Below are 21232 nucleotides of genomic sequence, written 5' to 3'. Positions count from 1 at the left end.
CGGCGCAATCCTCGTGGCGGCACTGGCGGCAATTTGTCGAGCCGATGCGCGCGCCGCTTGGCCGGGCGCGTATCTGGCCCCGGTCGCGTTTGCGGCGAGTTTGCTCGCCGCCGGCGAGATGCTGCGAATGGGACGCACGCGACACGTGGCGGCGATCCCCGGAGCGATCTATGCCGCCACGGCGCTGCCGGTGCTGGCCAGCTTCGTTCCGATCTGGCGCCACGGCGCAAGCAATCTTGAACAATTCGGGTGGCTCGCTGCGGGACTGGTCGCTGGGCTGGCCGTCGTGCTCGTCGCCGAGATGCGCAGCTTCGATCAACCCGGCGGCGCCACGAACAGCCTGGCGCTTGGCGCCCTGAGCGTGCTCTACGTCGGCGGCTTGCTTGGAACCCTCGTCCAAGTGCGCCTGGTCCGCAGCGGCGGCTCGATCATCGGTCTCACGCCGCTGGCCACGATGATCGCCGCGGTCAAGCTGAGCGACACCTGCCAGTACTTCGTCGGCAAGTCGATCGGGCGCACGAAGCTCGCCCCCCGACTGAGCCCCGGCAAGACCTGGGAGGGGACCATAGGAGGAATCGGGCTCGCCGTGGCGATCGCGGCTTTGGGCTTTCCCGCGCTGGTCGCCGCAGCGAGCGGGGCGACCGCGGGAACGCCGCTCCGCTGGGCCGGCTTCACCCTGACCGTCGCCATCGCAGGACTGGTCGGCGACCTGGGCGAGTCGCTCCTCAAGCGAGACGCCGGGGTCAAGGACTCCAGCGATTGGCTCCCGGGGTTCGGCGGGGTGCTTGATCTGCTCGACTCTTTGCTGCTGGCGGCGCCGGTGGCGTATTTGTGGTGGGCCTGCGGCGGGATGTTGGCGACGGGGGGGTGAGCCAGGCGTTTTTGTGCCGCCGAGCCGAAAACATGCGTCGGCAAGGTGCGGCGATTGTGATCCCCCGCCCGCCACGCTCTGCAGATCGGAATGCCGCGGGGCCCCCGCCAAAGGCTCGCCCAATCGGCCGAATCGTCATAAACTGCGAGCATGCAACCGGTTACGCCCCCCGCGGCCGACTCCGGTGGCCTCGCAGCCCCCTGATTAGGTATAGTTTCACAAGCCCCCCGAGGGCCATGGACCTGCGTCCCCTTGGTCGCGAGCATCGCACGGGACCGCAGGCCCTTCCCCTGTCGACGGCCCGCCCGTCGCCCCACCGGATGATTGAAGCCTCGATTCCAGGCGGAAACGCCGAGGATCTCACGCTGCTCTTGGGCGCCAAGGATCTCCATATTCGGATGATCCGTGAACTCATCCCCGCGGCGCGCATTTCCACGCGCGACGGCAAGATCCTCGTCCAAGGGGACGAGGAAGCGGTCCTTAAGGCGACCGCCGTGCTTGAAGAGCTGCGCGGCGCCGTAGCCCGCGGACGGATGCTCGAGCCGCAGCAGGTCAGCGAGATCATCGGCCGCGTGACGGGATTGTCCGTTTCCCCGTCCTCCGCGGCGATCGACGTCCGCAACGGGCGGAAGATTCGCCCCCGCACCGCCGGCCAAGCCGAGTACGTCGAAGCGATCCGCAGCCACGACCTCGTGTTTTGCACCGGCCCCGCGGGGACCGGCAAGACGTACCTCGCCGTAGCAACCGCGGTCGAGGCGCTGCGCGAGCAGCGGATCCGCAAGATCGTGCTCGTGCGCCCCGCAGTCGAAGCGGGCGAAAGCCTCGGGTTTCTCCCCGGCGACCTGCAGGCGAAGATCAATCCCTATCTGCGTCCGCTGCTGGACGCGCTCCGCGAGATGTTCGACGCCGAGCAAGTCCGCCGCTACATGGACGACGACGTAATCGAGGTGGTGCCGTTGGCGTACATGCGCGGGCGCACTCTTAACAGCGCGTTCATCATCATGGACGAAGCGCAAAACACGACCGTCCCGCAGATGAAAATGTTTCTCACTCGCATGGGCGAAGGCTCGAAAGTGGTCGTCTCGGGCGACACGTCGCAGATCGATCTTCCCGCTCACGCCCGCAGCGGGTTGGTCGACGCCGTCGGACGCCTGCAGCATATCGTCGGCTACAAACTGGTCGTCCTGACGGGCGCCGACATCGTGCGGCATCGGCTGGTGCAAGAGATCGTCCGAGCATACGAAGACAAGTAACAGGCCGGCGGCAAGCAACCCGCGCTAGACAGCGACCGTCCCTCAGACCAGCATCCGGCCATTGGCCGATCGACGCTCCCCATGTCCGCTCCCTTGCAGAAACGAACTCGCCAGCAACGCGTCGCGGCGGTCGAATTGCCGCCCGGCATGTGGGCGACGCTGTGGGCCAATCTGCAGCGGGGCGGAGTCCTGCTGCGGTTGTCGCTGACTCTGTTCGCGGCTTTGTTCCTGTGGGGCTTCACGCGGGGATGGGATTTGCCGCTCGAGCATCGGGTGGGCGAAATCCCGGCCCGTGACGTGATCGCTCAGGTCGATTTCAGTCAACCCGATCCCCAGGCGACGCGCGAGGCCAAACAGAAGGCCCGCAAGCTTGCGATCGGCGTCTTCAACCAAGACGCCGAATCGCTCGTGCAGCTCCGGGCCCAACTGCGCAGCGAGATCGGCAAGCTGCTGGTGGCCGAAAGCTACGATCAAGTCGATCCTGACTTGTGGGACGACTTTCGTCCGACCCCCGCCGCGGGGACCCCGGACCCGACCGACGAGGAAGAAGCCGCCCAGTTCCAGCGATTCCGTGAAGCGTTCGCCGAGGAATCGGCCACCGAGCAGTTCTACGTGAAACTGGCCGAGGCGATGGCCCCGCTGGAGCAGTGGGGGCTCATCGAATCGCTCCCCCCCGACTACGACGCGAACGCCGAGAAGATCAACATCCGCGTCCCTGGCGCCGAGTCGGTGCTGGCGACCCGCAACACCTCGGACGTGCTGCTCAAGGAAGCGTCGGGACGACTGCAGCAGTCGCTGAACGAAAAGCTTCCTTCGCTGGAAATCGCCCAGCGCGTTTACGCCTGGTTGGCGAAGCGGCTGAAGCCCACGCTCACGCTGAACGCCGACGCAACCCGCGCCGCTCAAGACCTCGAAGCGGCCCGCACCCCCGAGCAGACCAAGCCCTACTTCGCCGGCAAGGACCTGCTCGCCAAGGGGGACGAACCGCTGACCGCCGAGAAGGTCGAACTGCTGGCCCTGGAACACCAGGCGCTGCTCGCCCAGCGCACGTTCGGGCAGAAGGTGCGCCGCACGATGGCCGTTCTGGGGATGTACGTCGCCTTGAGCACGCTGTGCGGGTTTTACTGCTCCCGTCGCGAGCACCGAGCCCTGGCCGATTTGTACCGCTTCTGCGTGCTGCTGGGCTTGTGGACGGCGACCGTCGCGATCGGCACGGTGCTGTGTCGACAAAGCTGGGGCGCCGACGTCATCCCGCTGCTTTTGTTCGGCATGATGATCGCCGTGGCGTATCAACAGGAGATGGCGTTGCTGTTGACCGCCTGCGCCACGCTGGCGATCGTCGTCGCCACGGGGCACGCGTTCCCCCAGGCCTTGGTGCTGGTGGCCACGTGCGCGGGGGCGATCCTCGTGCTGCGGCAGGTTCGCACCCGGTCGAAGCTGCTGACGGTCGGTTTCGCGGCGGCCGTCGTCGGGTTCTTCACGATGCTCGGGGTGGGCACGCTTTACTCCCAAGATCTCGCGCTCACGCTCCGTGACGCCTTCATGCTGATCGTGTGGTCCGTGATCGCCGGAGCGTTGATGACCGTGCTGTTGCCGACCGTGGAGAAAGTGTTCCAGGTTCAGACCGATCTGAGCCTGATCGAGTTGGGAGACCCCGCCCACGCGCTTCTGCAGGAACTGATTCGCCGGGCTCCCGGCACGTACAACCACTCGATCACCGTGGCTGCGCTGGCCGAGACCGCGGCCGAGGCGATTGGCGCCCGGGGCTTGCTGGTTCGCGTCGGGGCGTATTTCCACGACATCGGCAAGATGCTCAAGCCGGGCTACTTCATCGAGAACCAGTCGCATGGCGACAATCGGCACGACGCCCTCGTGCCGGCGATGAGCACGCTAGTGATCATTGCGCACGTGAAGGACGGCGCCGACCTCGCTCGCCAGAACAAGCTCCCCGAGTCGATCATCGACTTTATCCAGCAACACCACGGCACGACGCTGGTCGAGTACTTCTATCGCCGGGCGAGCGACAAGAAGAGCAAAGAGGATCCGGACGGCGGCGAGGTCGATGAAAGTTCGTTTCGCTACCCCGGCCCCAAGCCCCAATCGCGCGAGGCGGGCGTGCTGATGCTGGCCGACGCCGTGGAGAGCGCCAGCCGGGCGCTCAAGGAACCGACCCCGGCGCGGATTGAGGCGATCGTCGAGGAACTCTCCCGCAAGCGTCTGCTCGACGGGCAATTCGACGAGAGCGGTCTCACGCTGGAAGAAGTCCGCAAAATCGGCGACAGCTTGGTAAAATCGCTGACCGCCGTTTACCATGGCCGGGTCAAGTATCCCGATCAGGAGACGGCGTGACGGCCGCGCCGGCGCTGGAAACGATTCCCCTCCATGCCTGAAGACGCCCCCTTGCCTCTCGACGACCCGGAGCCTGCTCCGGGCAGCCTGACCGTCGAATTGGCCGTCGAAGTCGACGCTCCGCTGGACGAGTCCCGGTTGCGCGAAGCCGTGCGTGCCGCGTTCGACGAGGACGCCTACGACGACGCGGTCATCAGCGTCGCGATCGTCGACGATCCGACGATCCAGCGCCTCAATCGCCAGTATCTGGACCACGACTACGCGACCGACGTCCTCAGCTTTCCGCTGGTGGACGAGCCCCCGACGCGATTCGAGGGGCAGATCGTCGCGAGTCTCGAGACAGCCGTCGCGTGCGCCGCCGAGGCGGGCTGGAACGCCGACGACGAGTTGCTGCTGTACGTCGTCCATGGCGCCCTGCACCTCGCGGGACACGACGATCATGCTCCTGCCGCGAAGCGCCGCATGCTGGCGGCCGAGATCGCGGCGCTCGACCGGCTGGGGATCGAGCGCTCGCCGACCGACCTTCGCTGGCGCCCGGCCGACGGCGGAGTCGCCGAGAGTTCTGCGGAGGGCGACTGACCGGTGAACCCCTCGACGCTGTTTTGGATCTGTCTCAGCTCGCTGCTGGCCTCGGCGGCGGCGAACTTCGCCTACCGTGCGCTCAACAATTACTCCCGCCACGAGTTGGAGGAAGTCTGCCGCCGACGCGGGCGACCGCAGCGATTCAGCGAAATCCTCGAACTCGACGATCGGGTGGCCCTGGGAACCGAGATGATCGCCGCGCTGTTGAGCGGGCTGTCGGTCGTCTCGGCGCTCGCCTGGGCGCGGATCCGATTGGGATTCGCCCCCACCCAGTCGGCCGGGTCGCTGGTGCTGGCCGCCGGGGCCGTGGGACTGCTGCTGATCCTCGTGCGCACGTGGGCGCCTTCCGCAGCCACGCGGATCTACGGCGAGTCCTTTCTCGATCGGACTTGGCCGCTGTGGCGTGGCCTCGCCGCGGCGGCGACGCCGCTGGTCTTCTGCGCCCAGATGATCGACGCAGTGCTCCACCGCATTGCCGGACGGACTCGCAACCACGACGAGAGCGAAACCGTCGAGGAGGAGCTCCGGACGATCGTCACCGAGGGCCACCGCGCCGGGGTGCTCGAGGAGGACGCCCGCGAAATGATCGAAGGAGTCATCGATCTGGCCGACGCCGTGGTCTCGCAAATCATGACCCCGCGGACCGACATGCACATGGTCCAGGCCGACATGTCGTGGGACGACGTGATCGCCGAGGTGGTCCAGTCGGGGCACACGCGGATCCCGGTGTACGACAAGACGCGGGACGACATTATCGGGCTGCTGTACAGCAAAGACCTTCTGCCCGAGCTGGCGACCGGCGATCCCGCGGCGCGAACCCCGATCCGCGAAATCGTTCGCAAGCCGGTGTTCGTCCCCGAGACGAAACCGCTGGACGACCTGCTCGAGATGTTCCAGCAGATGCGAACCCACATCGCGATCGTGCTCGACGAGTACGGCGGCGTTTCGGGACTGGTCACGATCGAAGACGTGCTCGAGGAAATCGTCGGCGAGATCGACGACGAGTACGACCCCGAAACGGTCAGCGAGATCGAGCGAATCGACGAGGACACCTGCGAAGCGCTCGGCCGAGCCCACGTCGACGAGATCAATTCCGAACTTGGGCTCGAACTGCCCGAGGACGGCGATTACGACACGATCGGCGGGTTCGTCTTCTCGGAGTTGGGCCGCGTCCCTGCGCCAGGCGAGTCGCTCGTGTGGCAAAATCAGGTGCGGATCAGCGTGCTGGAAGCCTCGCGCCGCCGCATCGACCGCGTCCGTATCGAACGGCTGGGCGACGACCGCCGCGAAAGCGCGTAGCGGCCTGGCAAACGGGGGGACCGGCCCGCGGCCCAAGGCCGAGATCCCCCTGAACGTTGCGTTCCGTGAGCGCGATTGGCCGCTTTTTCACGGCGCTCTTGGCGTCCTTGGCGGTTCCCGTAAACTCGTCATTGCGTCCTCGCGTGCCGTCGCCTTTCTCTTGCCGCTTGCCATGCCTGTTCACGATCTTGTTCTCGGAACGACCAATGTCGGCAAGGCGCGCGAGCTGCGCGAGCTGTTGGAGCCGCACGGGTTCCGGGTGCGCACCTTGGGCGACCTCAGCGATTATCTCGACGTCGTCGAAGACGGGGCCCTGTTCGCCGACAACGCCCGGTTGAAGGCGACCCAGCAGGCGCGGCATTTGAATTCGTGGGTCATGGCCGACGACAGCGGCATCGAGATCGCGGCCCTCGCGGGACGGCCGGGGGTCCTCTCGGCCCGCTACGCCGGCCCGCAGGCGACCGACGCCGACAACAACGCCAAGGTCCTCGCGGAGCTGGCCGGGCTGCCCCCCGAGCGACGCGGGGCGCGATACGTTTGCCACATCACGGTCGCCGATCCGACCGGCGCCGTACGAGCCGAGGCGAGCGGCGAATGCCGCGGCCGGTTGCGCACCGCACCGACCGGCGCCAACGGCTTCGGCTACGACCCGCTGTTCGAGGTGATCGAGTACCACCGCACGTTCGGCGAACTCGGCTCGCACGTCAAGGCGGCCCTCAGCCACCGGGCCCGTGCCGTTCGCGGCATCGTGCCGCAACTGATCGCGATGGCCGAACGGGGCGAGTGGATCGCGCCCGCCGCCGTCTGACGCGTCGCTTCGCCGCCAACCGACCCGCGCAACAAAAGAGCCGCTTCGAGCAATGAAGTCTCGAAGCGGCTCAATGAACGAGTCCGACCGAATGAATGCCTGTAGTGTACGACTCGCCGCAACCGCGTCAACAAGTCGCCGAGAGCGCACCCAGGCCGTGCTGCGCCAGCGCACGCCACGGGGCCGCCGCCCCGCGCTGGGAACGACGTTAACTGCTTGTGCGAGTTGCCTTTGCATCGCGAGCGCGCACGCCGCAGGCCCTGCGGGGCTGGCCGACTGGATCGCCGCCAGCATGGGAGATCTTGCCCAAGTTTACACAGAGTTGCACCAGCGGCCCGAGCTCTCGTTCGCCGAGAAGGAGACCGCGGACCGGCTCGCCGGCGAGGTGCGGTCGCTGGGGTTCGAGACGACCGAGCAGGTCGGCGGCCATGGCGTCGTCGGCGTGCTCAAAAACGGCGCCGGGCCGACCGTGCTGCTGCGGGCCGACATGGATGCGCTGCCCGTCGCGGAAGAGACCGGGCTCCCCTACGCCTCGCGGGTCCGCACTCCCGACGAACGGGGCGCCGTCGTCGGCGTCATGCACGCCTGCGGGCATGACATGCACATGACGATCCACCTCGGCACGCTGCGGTATCTCGCGGCGCACAAGTCGCAGTGGAGCGGCACGCTGGTCGCCATGCTGCAGCCGGCCGAGGAACGAGGCGCCGGCGCCAAGGCGATGCTCGACGACGGGCTGTTCGTGCGGTTCCCGCGGCCCGACTTCGCCCTGGCGGTGCACGTCTCCGGCGACAAGCCGTGCGGGCAGATCGCCTATCGCACCGGATACGCCATGGCCAACGTCGACAGCGTCGACGTGACGATCCACGGTCGCGGCGGGCACGGCTCGGCGCCCGACACGACGATCGACCCGATCGTCATCGCCGCCCGGCTGGTGCTCGACCTGCAGACGATCGTTTCGCGCGAGATCAAGCCGATCGAGCCGGCGGTCGTCACCGTCGGCGCCATCCACGCGGGGACGAAGCACAACATCATCCCGGACTCCTGCAAGTTGCAGATCACCGTGCGCAGTTACGCCCCCCAAGTCCGCGAGCAACTCCTCGAAGCGATTCGCCGCAAGGCGAAGGCCGCCGCTGCCAGCGCCGCCGCGCCAGAACCCGACGTGCAGGTTTCCGAGGGGACCCCCGCGCTCTTCAACGACCCGCACCTTGCCGAGCGGGTGCTGCCGGCGGTGCGGCACGCGCTCGGCGCCGAGAACGTCGTCGAGGACGAGCCGTCGCTGGGGGGCGAGGACTTCGGCCGCCTCGGCGGGGCCGGGGCGCCGATCTTTATGATGCGGGTCGGCTCGGTCTCGCAGGAGCGGCTCGACGCGTACGCGCAGGAAGGGGGTCCGCCGTCGCTCCACTCGGCCAAGTACTGGCCCGACGTCGAACCGACGATCGCCGCCGGCGTGACGGCGCTTGCCAGCGCGGCGTTGGAACTGCTGCGACATGCGCGTTGACCCGGGATGCGGGACCGTAACTGGGGAGTTCGCTGGCGTCGCGACGGCGTGCATTCGTCGTCGCGGGAGAGTCGCGGGGGATTTTGCACTTTTGCCAAGCGGCAATACTACGAATTCGCCGAGCAAAACTCCGGGCGGCTGCTCGGTTGGATTGGCACTTATCTGGTTGCTCGCAAGCGACTTGCGCCCGACGCCTCGAGTCGCGCGCCCGTTGGTTTTGCAAGCAAAACTCGCGGACGGCGAGCAAAACCAAAGGCCGCCCGGGGGGCTGCTCTCTCCCCGTTGGTCGCCCGACGCGGCGTTCCCATTTCTTTTACACGACCGCGCGGCTCAATTTCCACCACAATCCGGCGGGAATACGAGCGAAACACCCAGGCATTTTTTTGAAGATTCTGGGCTCCCGCCGCTGTCCGATCGTCGTGGGCTATCGCACGTTGCGATAGCCCACGACTTTCGGACAGCGGCGTCGAGTTCAGCAGAATCCATTGTTGTTCGCACGCCGCATGGGTGCGTGGCTTCGCTCGGCCTTCTCAGCGGTCCTTGAGCCGCGGATCGAGGGCGTCGCGGAGGCCGTCGCCGAGGAAGTTGAGGGCGAGCAGCGTCGAGCCCAGCGCAAGGCTGGGGAACAGCACGAGCCACCAGTAGATTCGCACCGGGGTGATCACCTTGATCCCCTCGTTGGCCAACAGGCCCCATGAGACGTCGGGGGGGTCGACCCCCAGGCCGAGGAACGACAGGAACGCCTCGAACAGCATCACGCGCGGGATGGTGAGCGTCAGGTAGACCAAGACGACGCTCAGCACGTTGGGCAGCAAGTGGCGGAAGATGATCCGCGGCGCCCGGGCCCCCAGCGAGCGGGCCGCCTCGACGAAGTCCTGATGCTTCAGCGAAATGATCTGTCCCCGCACGACCCGGGCCATCGTGAGCCAATAGATCGCTCCGACCACGAGGTAAAACACGGTGATCTTGGTGATCCCCAGACTCCGCAAGCGTTCGGCGGTTCGCTCCTCGTTGAGCACCGTCAGGATGAAGATCACGACGAAGATGAACGGGATCGAGTACATGACGTCGACCAGCCGCATCATGACGTTGTCGAGTCGCCCGCCGAAGTACCCGCTCACGGCGCCGTAGGTGACCCCGATCGCCAGCGAGACGATCGTCGCCACGAGTCCGACCATCAGCGAGATCCGCGAGCCCCAGCAGGTGCGGCTCAAGAGGTCGCGTCCCAACAGGTCGCGTCCGCAGAGCGAGTTGAGTTGCCGATCGCCGAACAGGGCGTAGCGGGCGCGAACCATCCAGCGGCTGAGTCCCCCCAGCGGGGCGAATCCCGCTTTGCGGTAGGGGCCTTGGATCGTGTCCTCGATCTCGGCCGAGCGGCGATAGATCGCCCGCCGCGCGGCGAGTTCCGCCGCCTTGAACGGCTTGAGCCGGGCGGCCCGGTCCTCGGCCGACAGGGGGGCGCCGTTCGCGCCCTGCTCGTCGAGCCGTTGCTCCTGGGCGGCGACTTCGACCGCGGCGGCGATCACCCGGGCGTTGAGTTCCGGCAGGTCGCGTTTGAGCGCGGTCCGCAGGTCGGCGACCGCGGCCGGGGTCGCGGCGATCGCCTCGACGTCGAGCGCGAAGTCGTGCAGCCACAAGGGGGACGCGGTCGGAGCGGCGTACTGGTAGGCGACGTCGGTGTTGCCCGCATCGGGGGGCTGCAGCGGCAACAGCGGCGTGACGGTCGCCAACAGGACGACCCCGACGAGCGTCGCGAGCGAGGCCATCGCGACCCGATCGCGCCGCAACCGGCGCCACGCCTCCGCCCCCAGCGAGGCGCTGCGCGGCCGCTGTGCGGCGGCAGTCACGATTGTCGCGGAGGCAGACGGCACGGGAATTCACCAAAGCAGGCAAGCGGCGGACGAACAATTCGGGGGGTCGCGGGTCACTCGAGCTTCACCCGCGGGTCGAGCACTGCGTACGACAGATCGACCAGGAAGTTCATTGCATACAGCAGCATCGTGTAGAGCATGACCACGCCCATGGCGAGGGTGTAGTCCTTGTCGTACGCCGCGTTGACGAAGTAGCTGCCGATCCCCGGGATCGCGAAGATGCTTTCGACGACCAACGACCCGGTGAGGATCCCCGCCACGGCCGGGCCGAGAAACGACACGACCGGCAGCAAGGCGCCGCGGAGGGCGTGCACGAGGGCGACGCGCAACGGGCCGACCCCCTTGGCTCGGGCGGTGCGAATGTGGTCCTGCGAGAGGACGTCGAGCATGCTGGTGCGCGAGATGCGAGCCACGTACGCGGCGTAGGGGGCCCCCAGACAGAACGCGGGGAGGACCATCTGCCGGGGGCTTCCCCACCCGGCCGCCGGCAAGAGGGGCCACTCGAACACGAACAGGATGATGCACACCCCCGCGATCACGAAGTTGGGCAGCGCGATCCCCGCCGTAGCCGCCAGTCGCAGCGTGACGTCGGCCGCGGAACCCCGCCACAGGGCCGAGACCACCCCCGTCGCCAACCCCAACGTCACGGCGAGCGCGAGCGCCAACAGCCCCAGCGACGCCGAGATCGGCAACCCGCTGCCGATGATCTTGCCGACGGCGTAGTCCTTCTTCATCGAGTATCCGAAGTCGAGCGTCGCGACTCCCCGCAGCCCCGCGGCGTACTGTTTCCACAGGGGTTGATCGAGTCCGTATTTTTTCTCGAAGTTGCGCTTCACCTCGGGGGGGAGTTGCCGCTCGCCGTCGAAGGGTCCTCCGGGGACCGAGTGCATCAGCACGAACGATACCGTGAACACGGCCCACAGCGTCAGCACGAACCACCAGAGCCGGCGCACGCAAAAAGCGATCATCGGCGGCTCTCCAGGAAGTCATGGGGCGTCTCGCCGGAGCGATCAAGCCGCAGCGGCCACAACGGGTGGTAGTCCTGGATATTGTTGTGAAACCCGCGGACGTGCGGCTTCACGAGATTCTTCGACACGTAAAAAAACACGGGGATGATCGGCAGCTCGTCCATGAGCAACTCCTCCGCCTCGCGGAGGGCGGCAAGCCGCTTGGTCGGGTCGGGCTCGACTTTTGCGAGGTCGATCAAAGCGTCGTACTCGGGCCGGCCCCAGTTCGTGTTGTTCTGCTCGCCGCCGGCGACGAACAGGTCGAGAAACGTGTTGGGGTCGGCGTAATCGCCGATCCAGCCTTTGCGGCTGACGTCGAATCGCGATTGCCGCTGGCTTGCGAGGAACGAGCCCCACTCCTCGTTGCGACCTTTGACGACGATCCCCAGGTTGCGTTCCCACTGTTTGCGGACGACTTCGGCGATCAATTGGTGGGTCTCGTGCGTGTTGTAGGAGACCTCGAGTCGGGGAAAGCCGCGGCCCCCCGGGTAACCCGCCTCGGCGAGCAGTTGGCGGGCCGCCGCGGGGTCGTACCCCGGCGTTTCCGGCGGGTCGTACCCCGGCAAGCCCGGCGGGACGAGGCTGAGGGCCGGCTGTTCGCCGACCGCGAGAATCTTCGTGCAGATCTCCTCGCGATCAATCGCCATCGACAAGGCCCGACGGACCCGCACGTCGTCGAGCGGTTCGCGCCGGACGTTGAGCAAGTAGTAGTACGTGTTGAGCATCGGCGCCGGGTTGAGATCGTCCCGCGGCGGGTTCTCTTCCAGCATCACCCGCAAGGCGTTGGGGGGCGCTTCGTGGATCCAATCCGCCTCGCCGGTGAGATACAAATTCAGCGCCGTGTAGATCGAGTCGACTGCGAGCACGTCGACCGTTTCGAGCGCCACGTTGTCGCGATCCCAATACGTCTCGCTGCGAATCAGCCGGGTGCGATCTCGGTAGCGTCGAAACAACTGCCGATAAGGCCCGTTGGCGACCATGTTCTCGGCGTACGTCCACTGCGGCGAGCCGTGCCGTTCGACGCACGCCTGGTTCACGGGGAACAGCGGGTAGAAGCCCAACAAGGAGAGGAAGTACGACGTGGGGTTCTCCAGAGTCAGCCGCAGGGTCAGGTCGTCGAGGACCTCGACCCCGACATCGCGAAAGTCGATCAGAATCTGTCGACACCATCGCGCGCCCCTCGACGGGGGCTTCGCCGCTGCGGTCGAGTCGTCGGCGTAGCGAAACCGCTCCGTACGGCCGTCGATCTCGACCGCGTAGGTCCACCGCTGCCGATCGACATTCTCTCGCTCGGCAAGCTCGGCGAGTCGCTCGGCGTCGAGAATCTCGCCGCGACCGTCCTCGATCTGCACGAGCTTGCCCCGGAGCACTTCGCCCCGGACGGCGTTGCTGGCGTCCGTCGTCAGGTTCAATTCGACCTCGACCTGATCGCCAGGTCGCAACGCCGCGGCCGCTTCGCTGTAGCGTTTGCCGTTCTTGAGATACCAAGCCTGAAATGCATACTCGGCCGCGGTGCGCGGGTCGAGGAACCGCCGCAGGCTGTAAGCGTAGTCGCCGGCCGTGACGGGCGAGCCGTCCGACCACTTGGCGTCGGGCTGCAGGAAAAAGGTGTACTGCAGGCGGTCGTCGGAGATCTCCCACCGCCGGGCGCCGGAGGGGAGCGGCTCGAGCGTCCGGGGATGCCACCGGACGAGCCCTTCGAACAGGGCGTAGGCGAGTCTGCCTTCGGGCTGCCCCGTCACCAAAGCCGGGTCGAGGCTCTTGACCTCGGTCCCGTTGCAGAACGTAAAATCGGCCCGCGGCAGCGCGGTTCGCGTGAGCGACCACCCCAGCGCCGCCGCAAGCCCCGCGACGGCGGCAACGAGCAAGGCGATGTCGCGACGGCTGAACATGACGATTTGACGCGGCAGGACCCTGGCGAGCGGGTCGTGATACCATTTGCGGCCTTGGAAGGGCGATTGGGGTCGCAAGCGCAGCGGAGCCCCCAGGGGATCCGCTGGGGGCTCACTGCGTTCGACCCCAGCCACCCATCAATTTGGCAAATGGCATCACGACCTGGCGAGCGAAGCCCTAGCTTACCGCGACGGCCCTCCCCGACAAAAGGGCAGGCGACCGTTCGCCGGGAAAAACGCGCCTCCCCGAGCGGCGCCGGTCAGACCATGTTGATCGCTCGTGCAATCATGCTGCCGAGATCGTTCGCGCCGCGGCGCGAGTTCCGCTTCTTGGCCGTACGACGACAGAACGGGAACGATGATGGACTTTGAACACCAGCGCCACAAGCCCCCGCGGGCGTTGGCCCGACCGCGCGAGCTGTTGGTCGTGTGCGCCCCCTTGCGGAGCAACGTCAACTTGTCCCGGATCGTGCGCGCGGCCAGTTGTTGCGGCGTCGAACGGCTGATCTGCACGGGACCGGCGAAGCTCGACCGCAAGATCGCCCGCGACGGCGCCGACGCGATCACGATCGAATCGCATCGCACGCTCCCCCCGGTGCTGGTCGAGCTCAAACGGGCCGGCTATCGACTCGTCGGGCTCGAGCAGACCACTGGCAGCCAGGACCTCCACCACTACCGCTTCCAGCCGCGCACGGCGCTGGTGATCGGCAACGAACGGACCGGCCTCACGCCGGACCTGCTCGCCCCGTTGGACGACGTCGTCGAGATCCCGGTATGGGGCCTGCCGTACAGCTACAACGTCGCCACGGCCGCCACGATGGCGCTCTACGAATACTGCCGGCAGTTTCCCGACGGCTGACGACTCGCAGGTGACGGGAGTCGGCAGGATTCGGCGCGTTGCGACAGGTCGTGGCCCGCGCGCAGCGAAACGTCGGCCGTTCCTTGTGATTCAGCAGGTCACGCGCGCAACGCCCGCACCACGAGCGTCAGAATCGGCGCCGCGGCGGCACAGGCCGCGAACACGGTGAATCCCAGAGGCGGCTTCACGCGACGCAACCGGTAGACGACCGGCAGCAGGGCGAGCGACAACGCCCCGACGGCTGCGGCCGCAATCAGCAACAGATCGCGAAGCACCGGCAGCATCTTCGTCCCCGGGTTGGCGAGCCCCAGAAAGTGGGCCCCCGCGGCGCCCAACTCCGACAAGACCACGGTCGAGACGGTGACGGTCCAGGCGACGGTCGTCGCGTCGACCAACCGCGGCTCGGGGGGGAGCGCTGCCTGCCGCTTCGTGTCAGCCGTGCGGGCCTTGCGGTTGCGGGACCGGTCCTTGGATTTCGACATGGCGCGAGCGCGGGGCGCGAGGGGACGAACTGCAACGCCGACCGAAAGGGTCCGGTCGCGGCGCTTGTGCAGAATACGCCGGCGATCGTGCCGGCGGAAGACGGGACGCCGACGCGTGCGAGCCGGCAAACGGCAAGAGGGCGACGTATCTTTCAGATGGCCCCCGCGATTGTTCGCTGCGGGCTCGACGCTCGTCCCCCCTTCTCTTCGTCCGTACGGGTCGCCGGGAGACCTGTCGGTCGGCGCCCTGCAGATCCGCATGACGCATTCGAGTCGCCTCGTCCCCAGTGACGGCTCCGCCGGATGCGTCCCCCCGCCGTTGTGGGGGGACGTGCCGGAGGAGGTGCGTCTTCAGTTGGAACTGCTCGACGACGCCGTGTTCGCAGCGATCGACGGGTGCGCCGAATCGCTCCGACGAGCCGCGACGCTTTGGAAGCAGTCGGCCGCGACGCTCGATTGGCGACTCGTCGAGGAATCGCGTGAGCAGTATCTGCGGTACGCGGTCGACGTCACCCGCCAGTTCGAGTTCGCCCCCGAAGCCAGCCTGGACCGGATGCTCCACGCGATCGAGGTGATCGCCTTTCTGACCAAGGCCTGACCGGCGCGACGGCCTAGTGCTTTGTCACAGGCTAATTTTTGGGTTGGGGACGGCGCAACATCTCTCTCTGTCAACAGGTTGCGTCGTCCCCAACCCAAAAGACTCGAGTTGTCAAAGCACTAGTCCCGAAAGCCCGGGGACGGACTCGTTCCGGGGGGCGGATTTGCGGGGACTTGCGAAATCAGGTTGACTTCACGCCATCGCGGGAGCCAAACTACAGTGTCGGCGGACGCGTGCCGCACAGCGCGCCGTCGCCGGCCTTCGGTCAGGGGGGACCGAGTCCTTTTCTGCACTCAGCGCACGGTTTCGAGCGGTCGCGCGAACCAAACGAGCCAGGAGTCCGTCGCATGGGCATCCCGGTCAAGTGTCCCAACGGGCACGAGTTCAACGTCAAAGAGAAGTACGCCGGCAAGAAGGGGATCTGTCCCTTCTGCAAAGGCAAGAACGTCATTGTGCGCGTTCCCGACTCGCTCTCTTCGAAAGAAATCACCAAGGCCTTCGCCGAGGCGATCGCCGAGGAGACGCTCCGCGGCGTCAAACCGTCGAATTCCGATTCCTCGATCTTCGATGACGCGGCCGATCAGGCCGACAGCGCGAGCAACAGCCACCTGAGTTCATCGGTCGTGCGGCACAACATCCGCTGTCGCTGCGGCGAAAGCGTGCCGATGTGGTTCGCCAAGTGCCCGAAATGCGGCACGTTCATGGACCATCGCTGAGCGCCGCCGCTCAGGCCCCGACCGACAGATCCGCTCCCAGGGGAGGGAGCGCCTCTTCAAGCACGCCGCGGGCTCGGGGCCACGCGGCGACGGCCTCGAACGCCATCCAGCCTTGCAGCACGAGCACCCCCGTGCCGATCGAGGCGAGCAGGTACGACCCGTGCCGCCACCAGCCGGTGTCGGCGTTGAACAACTGCCAGCAGAGCGCCCAAGCGGGCATGATCACCATGACGATCATGGGGAGCACCGCAAACCAAATCGGTTTCCGCCGCCGCCACAGGTAGAACACGGTGACCATGAAGGCCATGCCGGCCAACAGTTGGTTCATGGCTCCGAACAACGGCCACAGGAACTGCCCCCCCGTGCCGTGGGGCGCCAGCTTGTCGCCGCTGCCGGGGCCGCGCATCATGGCCAGCCCCATCGCCAAGCTGACCACGACGGCCGTGGCGACGTACTTGTTGGCGAGCGTCTTGAGGCCGACGCTTGCGGCCAGTTCCTGAACGACGTAGCGTTCCAACCGGGTCGCCGTGTCGAGCGTCGTCGCCGCGAAGCAGGCGACCATCACCGCGATGACCGCGATGGCGTACCGCGGGGCGATCCCCAGGGCGCCCAGGAAGTTGGCCCCCCCGTCGACGAACGCTCCCACCATGTTGCCAAGCCGAAAGTCGGCCCAGTTGCCGTGGGGGTTGTAGCGGGCTTCCCAGGCCGCCTTGCCGAGGATCGGCTCCCCCGCGGCGTCGGCGGCCAAGGCGTACGAGCCGTCGGTTTGCCGCTCGAGATTCCCCATTCCCACCCCCGCGCAACAAGCCAGGATCACCACCACCGCCAGCGCTCCCTCGAGCAGCATGGATCCGTAGGCGACAAACTGGGCGTCGGTCTCGACGGCGATCTGCTTGCTGGTCGTGCCGCTGGAGACGAGGCAGTGAAACCCGCTGACCGCCCCGCAGGCGATCGTGATGAACAAAAACGGCCAGATGGGGGGCGCCCCGGCCGGCGCCGTCCGCGCAATCGCCGGCGCCGCCTCCGCCAAATCGGCGTTCCCTCCGAAGCTCGCCACGGCCAACCCGAGCACCAGCAGCACCAGCGCCACCACCAATTGATGACTGTTCACATAGTCGCGCGGCTGGAGCAACAGCCACACGGGAATCACCGACGCCACGAAGCAATAGGCGAACAGCAAACTCGTCCACACGACGACGGGATTGCCCAACAGCGGTCGCTCCGCTTCGTCCGGAAGCCAGTCGCGCAGGTTGATCGGCAGGTAATCGCATCCCACGATCACCGCAGCGTAAACGATGGCGAGCGCCCCGAGCGACGGCCACAGCAGATGCCCGCCCCGGCGATAGGTCCACCAGCCGATCCCCATCGCCAAGGGGAGCGAGATCCAGGCGCTCAGCACCGACTGCGGGTACATCGCAAAGATCGAGGCGATCACCTGCCCGAACACCGCCAGCACGACCGTCAGTGCGAAGAACAAGATGAGCAGGAACAGAAACTTCGTTCGCGGCGAGATCATCCGTCCCGCGATGTCGCCGACGGTTTGCCCCCGGTTGCGCAGGCTCACGACCAGGGCGCCGAAGTCGTGCACGGCGCCGATGAAAATCGACCCCAGCACCACCCACAACAAGGCGGGCAACCAACCCCAAAACACGGCGATCGCCGGCCCGACGATCGGCCCCGTGCCGGCGATGCTGGTGAAGTGGTGGCCGAAGATGACCTGCCGGTGGGTCGGCACGTAGTCGACGTCGTCGCGCAACTCGTGACTGGGAACGAGGGCCGCGGGGTCAAGCCCGAACACCCGGCGCGCCAACCACCGGCCGTACGTGTGGTACGCCACGAGGAACCCGACGAACGACCCGACCGCGACAAGAAGCGTCACCATGACGGCAGAAACTCGCTAGAACCGATATTCGACCGGCGCATCGAACAACTCCCATGCGCCTCCCTAAGATGTACCACAGGGGAGGCAGAGGTCGCAGAGGAGATGGTCGGAAAACTTTGAGGAACCGCCCCAATCAGACGCCGTGAACCGACCCCTGCGTTAAGGGAAGAAGGGGCTCGGGGAAGGAGAGCGGGCCTGCTCCGTCCCGGTCGTGCTCGCGGCGCCTCGGCGGCAAGTTCCAGGGCCTCGATCCGCATTCTCCAGCAGCTCTTGGACAGGGCCGCTGCGGGCATTCTCGCCAGCCCATCGGTCGCCCGCACGTCGAACCACCGAGTTTACGCCCTCCGGGGCCCCCCCTATAATTCCCGCTTTGCAGTTTTCGAGACTGGCCTGCATCAGGTGCAGGTCCGCCGTCGACCATCATCAGGAAGCAGAACAATCGTGGCAGAACACGTCGTGATCATAGGCAGCGGCCCCGCCGGGTGGACCGCCGCCATCTACGCCGCTCGGGCGAGCCTTAAGCCGCTCGTGTTCGAGGGCGCCGTCACTGAGGAAAACCGCCAGGACGGCACGCTCCCGCTGGGCCAGCTCGCCCTGACGACCGAAGTCGAGAATTTCCCCGGCTTCCCGGCCGGCGACCTGAGCGGGTTTCTCGCCACGTCGCTCGACGAGGAGCATCACTACCTCGCCGACATGCACCACAAGCAAGGGGTCTCGGGTCCTGAGCTGATGCACCTGATGCGCAAGCAGGCGACCAACTTCGGCGCCCGGGTGATCACCGACGACATTGTCGATCTCGACGTCGGCAGGAGGCCGTTCAAGATTCGCTCCGCCGGCGGCGAGGAGGTCGAGGCCCATGCCGTGATCATCGCCACCGGCGCCCGGGCGAACTACCTCGGGCTCGCGTCGGAGGACAAGTACAAGAACCGCGGCGTCAGCGCGTGCGCCGTGTGCGACGGCGCCCTCCCCCGCTTCCGCAACAAGCCGCTGGTGGTCGTCGGCGGCGGAGACAGCGCCTGTGAAGAGGCCGACTACCTGTCCAAATTCGCCAGCATGGTCCACATGATCCACCGCCGCGACGAGCTGCGGGCCTCGAAGGTCATGGCCGACCGCGTCCTCAAGAACCCCAAGATCACCGTCGAGTGGAACAGCGTCGTCGACGAAGTGCTCGGCAACGACAAGGACGGCGTCACCGGCGTGCGGCTCAAGAGCACGGCCGACGACTCGACCCGCGAGCTCGACGCCTGCGGCATGTTCGTGGCGATCGGCCACACGCCCAACACGCGGTTTCTGGAAGGCAAGATCGAGCTGACCGACAAGAAGTACGCCGTCTGGAAGGTCCCCTTCCGCACCCACACGAGCGTCGAAGGGGTGTTCGCCGCGGGGGACGTGGCGGACGACTACTTTCGCCAAGCGGTCACCGCCGCGGGCACAGGCTGCATGGCGGCGCTCGACGCCGAACGATGGCTGGCGGCGCAGGGGCTGTAGGAAGAAGCCCGGCGGACCACAACGCGCGACCTGCCCGCCCCGAGCCGGGAAGCGTAAGCTCCCGGAGCTTCCGCCGCGTCACTCAGGCAACGGCTTGTCCTTCGTCTCCGGCGCGAACGGCAGCACCGCCAGTCCCGCCAGAAAGATCACGCACATTGTGATCGCCGAGTAGCGTTCCATACCCGGCGAACCGTGGCTGCCGTACAATCCCGTGGCAAGCTGAGCGGAGAACAAGCTCCCCCCCGCCGCGGCGAAGCGCCCCAAGTTGTAGCAGAACGAAGTCCCCGTGCTCCTCAGCCGGCTGGGGAACAACTCGGGCAGGTAGATCGCAAAGCCCGCAAACAGCCCCAATTGGGCCGCGTACATCAAGGGCATCAGCACGTAGGCCTGCGCAGGGGTCGTCATCGTCCAGTACGCATAGACCGTGATCACCAGCGCCGCGGCAAATCCGACGGCGAACGCCATCCGGCGGCCGGTCGCCATGGCGAACTTGGTGAACAGCCACATCCCCGCCGCGGCGCCGAGCATCTGCACGATGTAGACGCCGCTCTTGGTCTTTTTCGAACGCGCGGCAACTTGGCCGTCGATTTCCTTCAGCACCGAACGAACCTCGTCGGCGTCGGCTCGAGCGGCCAATTGTTCGTTGCGGTCGGCTTCCTTCGCCCGGACGAGCTGCGCAAACCATTGGTCGTCCTCCGCGGCAATCGCTTCAATCTTCTCCTGCATTGCGGGTTCAGCGAGAATCTCAGTCTGGTAATGCTCGTTGTAGATGATCGACTGCAGGTCGATGGCGTACTCGCCGATCGCCCACAATCCGACCACGCCCGCCGAGGCGATGATCGTGCCGACCAGCAGATTCTTGCGCCACTTCGCCTCTTTGAGCAAATTGGCGTACGGCGCGATGATGGCGCCCTTGGGCAGCGTTCCCGCCTCCTTGGCGCGGAGCCACGGCTCGGGCTCCTTGAGCTTGCCGTAGATAAAAATGACCAACAGCGCCGGCAAGGCGCCGATGACGAACAGCCACCGCCACCCTTGCCCGGCTTCGATCGCACCTGCCGCTTCGAGCTTGGCGACCTGTTCGTAGCACAGCCCGGCGGTCACGTTCCCCACGGTCGACAGGATCTGCAGCAACCCCAGCGCCGGGACCCGTGCGGCGTCAGGAACCGTTTCGGCGATCAGGGCCACGGCCAACCCGAACACCCCGCCGATCCCGACTCCGGTCAGCAACCGAAACAGCGTGTAGTGAAACGTCGATTCGCTGAAATAATTCATCCCGGTGCAAATCGAGTAGATGAGCACCGTGATCGACAACATTCGCGCCCGGCCGTAACGGTCGCCCAAGGCCCCGAACACGACCCCGCCGATCCCCCACCCGACGAGAAACCAAGCGGTGACGTGCTTGCCCATCGCCTGGACCTCGCCGATCGGCGTCCCTTCGGGGGCCAGCGTCTTGAGCGCATCGATCCGCGACATCGAAAAGAGTCGCTGATCGAGACAATCGAAAAACCACGCCGCCGAGGCGATCGTGAACACGAACCAGTGATACCCGGTGAGCTGACGGTACCAGGGGAGCGACGCGGTCTCGGACATGGCCCGGAGGTCCTCTCGGATCAGAAAAGCGAGAACAGGCAAGCGGCGTGCAGGGGGATTCGGCCTGCAGCCCTCCAAAGGTAACGCAACGCCGCGGTCGTCGCGACCCGATTCTTTTCGCCCGGGCGCGAATTCGCGCTCGCCGCCGGTGCGGGTATCATGAGGGTCCAAGGCTGCCCGATCCTCG

17 protein-coding genes are annotated in these 21232 nt (G+C 66.6%); 11 read left to right on the top strand and 6 right to left on the bottom strand.

Translation table 11 applies throughout. The annotated features are described in order from the left end of the window. Positions 1-31 precede the first annotated feature (31 nt). The 7 genes from KF688_04345 to KF688_04315 all read left to right on the top strand — a co-directional run bounded on the left by KF688_04345 (position 32) and on the right by KF688_04315 (position 8660). On the top strand, positions 32-871 hold the full coding sequence (locus KF688_04345; protein ID MBX3424890.1) for a phosphatidate cytidylyltransferase: 840 nt from the start codon (positions 32-34) through the stop codon (positions 869-871). 320 nt (positions 872-1191) lie between these two features. Next, entirely contained in the window at positions 1192-2124 is a 933-nt protein-coding gene (locus KF688_04340) for a PhoH family protein (GenBank protein MBX3424889.1), read from the top strand. An 81-nt stretch (positions 2125-2205) separates the two neighbouring features. Then, the gene (locus KF688_04335; protein ID MBX3424888.1) at positions 2206-4473 is read left to right on the top strand and encodes an HDIG domain-containing protein; all 2268 of its coding nucleotides are present in this window, start codon (positions 2206-2208) and stop codon (positions 4471-4473) included. Positions 4474-4506: 33 nt separating this feature from the next. Beyond that, on the top strand, positions 4507-5052 hold the full coding sequence (gene ybeY / locus KF688_04330) for an rRNA maturation RNase YbeY (GenBank protein MBX3424887.1): 546 nt from the start codon (positions 4507-4509) through the stop codon (positions 5050-5052). A gap of 3 nt (positions 5053-5055) precedes the next feature. Further along, positions 5056-6354, top strand: coding sequence for an HlyC/CorC family transporter (locus KF688_04325; protein ID MBX3424886.1), 1299 nt, complete (start codon positions 5056-5058; stop codon positions 6352-6354). A 172-nt stretch (positions 6355-6526) separates the two neighbouring features. Then, a complete protein-coding gene (locus tag KF688_04320) occupies positions 6527-7162 on the top strand; it encodes a non-canonical purine NTP pyrophosphatase (protein MBX3424885.1) in 636 nt (211 codons plus the stop codon). Positions 7163-7454: 292 nt separating this feature from the next. Continuing rightward, a complete protein-coding gene (locus tag KF688_04315; GenBank protein MBX3424884.1) occupies positions 7455-8660 on the top strand; it encodes an amidohydrolase in 1206 nt (401 codons plus the stop codon). A 530-nt stretch (positions 8661-9190) separates the two neighbouring features. Here the strand turns inward: KF688_04315 and KF688_04310 are convergent. The 3 genes from KF688_04310 to KF688_04300 all read right to left on the bottom strand — a co-directional run bounded on the left by KF688_04310 (position 9191) and on the right by KF688_04300 (position 13430). Beyond that, positions 9191-10426, bottom strand: a complete 1236-nt coding sequence (locus KF688_04310; GenBank protein ID MBX3424883.1) for an ABC transporter permease — start codon at positions 10424-10426, stop codon at positions 9191-9193. 158 nt (positions 10427-10584) lie between these two features. Further along, positions 10585-11499, bottom strand: a complete 915-nt coding sequence (locus KF688_04305) for an ABC transporter permease (protein MBX3424882.1) — start codon at positions 11497-11499, stop codon at positions 10585-10587. After that, positions 11496-13430: a peptide ABC transporter substrate-binding protein gene (locus KF688_04300; protein ID MBX3424881.1), complete on the bottom strand. Its 1935-nt coding sequence runs from the start codon at positions 13428-13430 to the stop codon at positions 11496-11498. The genes KF688_04305 and KF688_04300 overlap by 4 nt, the downstream gene beginning before the upstream one ends. A gap of 358 nt (positions 13431-13788) precedes the next feature. Here KF688_04300 and KF688_04295 point away from each other — a divergent pair, with 358 nt between their 5' ends. Then, entirely contained in the window at positions 13789-14289 is a 501-nt protein-coding gene (locus tag KF688_04295) for an RNA methyltransferase (protein MBX3424880.1), read from the top strand. A 98-nt stretch (positions 14290-14387) separates the two neighbouring features. Here the strand turns inward: KF688_04295 and KF688_04290 are convergent, their stop codons facing one another. Beyond that, complete coding sequence (locus KF688_04290; GenBank protein MBX3424879.1) at positions 14388-14771, bottom strand: hypothetical protein; 384 nt, start codon at positions 14769-14771, stop codon at positions 14388-14390. Positions 14772-15030: 259 nt separating this feature from the next. Between KF688_04290 and KF688_04285 the strand changes: the two genes are divergently transcribed. Both KF688_04285 and KF688_04280 read left to right on the top strand, forming a co-directional pair. Beyond that, positions 15031-15369 (top strand): hypothetical protein, encoded by a 339-nt coding sequence (locus KF688_04285; GenBank protein ID MBX3424878.1) that lies wholly within the window; start codon positions 15031-15033, stop codon positions 15367-15369. Positions 15370-15716: 347 nt separating this feature from the next. Beyond that, positions 15717-16085 (top strand): hypothetical protein, encoded by a 369-nt coding sequence (locus tag KF688_04280; GenBank protein ID MBX3424877.1) that lies wholly within the window; start codon positions 15717-15719, stop codon positions 16083-16085. A 10-nt stretch (positions 16086-16095) separates the two neighbouring features. Here KF688_04280 and KF688_04275 read toward each other — a convergent pair whose 3' ends face one another. Continuing rightward, positions 16096-17967 carry a carbon starvation protein A gene (locus KF688_04275; protein MBX3424876.1) on the bottom strand — a complete coding sequence of 624 codons (1872 nt, stop codon included), beginning with the start codon at positions 17965-17967 and terminating at the stop codon, positions 16096-16098. A 441-nt stretch (positions 17968-18408) separates the two neighbouring features. Between KF688_04275 and KF688_04270 the strand changes: the two genes are divergently transcribed. Then, entirely contained in the window at positions 18409-19455 is a 1047-nt protein-coding gene (locus KF688_04270) for a thioredoxin-disulfide reductase (protein MBX3424875.1), read from the top strand. A gap of 78 nt (positions 19456-19533) precedes the next feature. On the opposite strand, the gene KF688_04265 is transcribed toward KF688_04270, so the two are convergent. Continuing rightward, the gene (locus KF688_04265; GenBank protein MBX3424874.1) at positions 19534-21045 is read right to left on the bottom strand and encodes an MFS transporter; all 1512 of its coding nucleotides are present in this window, start codon (positions 21043-21045) and stop codon (positions 19534-19536) included. Positions 21046-21232: the final 187 nt, after the last annotated feature.

This window comes from Pirellulales bacterium, assembly GCA_019636345.1.
Taxonomy (GTDB): domain Bacteria; phylum Planctomycetota; class Planctomycetia; order Pirellulales; family Lacipirellulaceae.
Note: the sequence above shows the minus strand (reverse complement) of the source record. Positions and strands in the feature narration are given on the sequence as shown.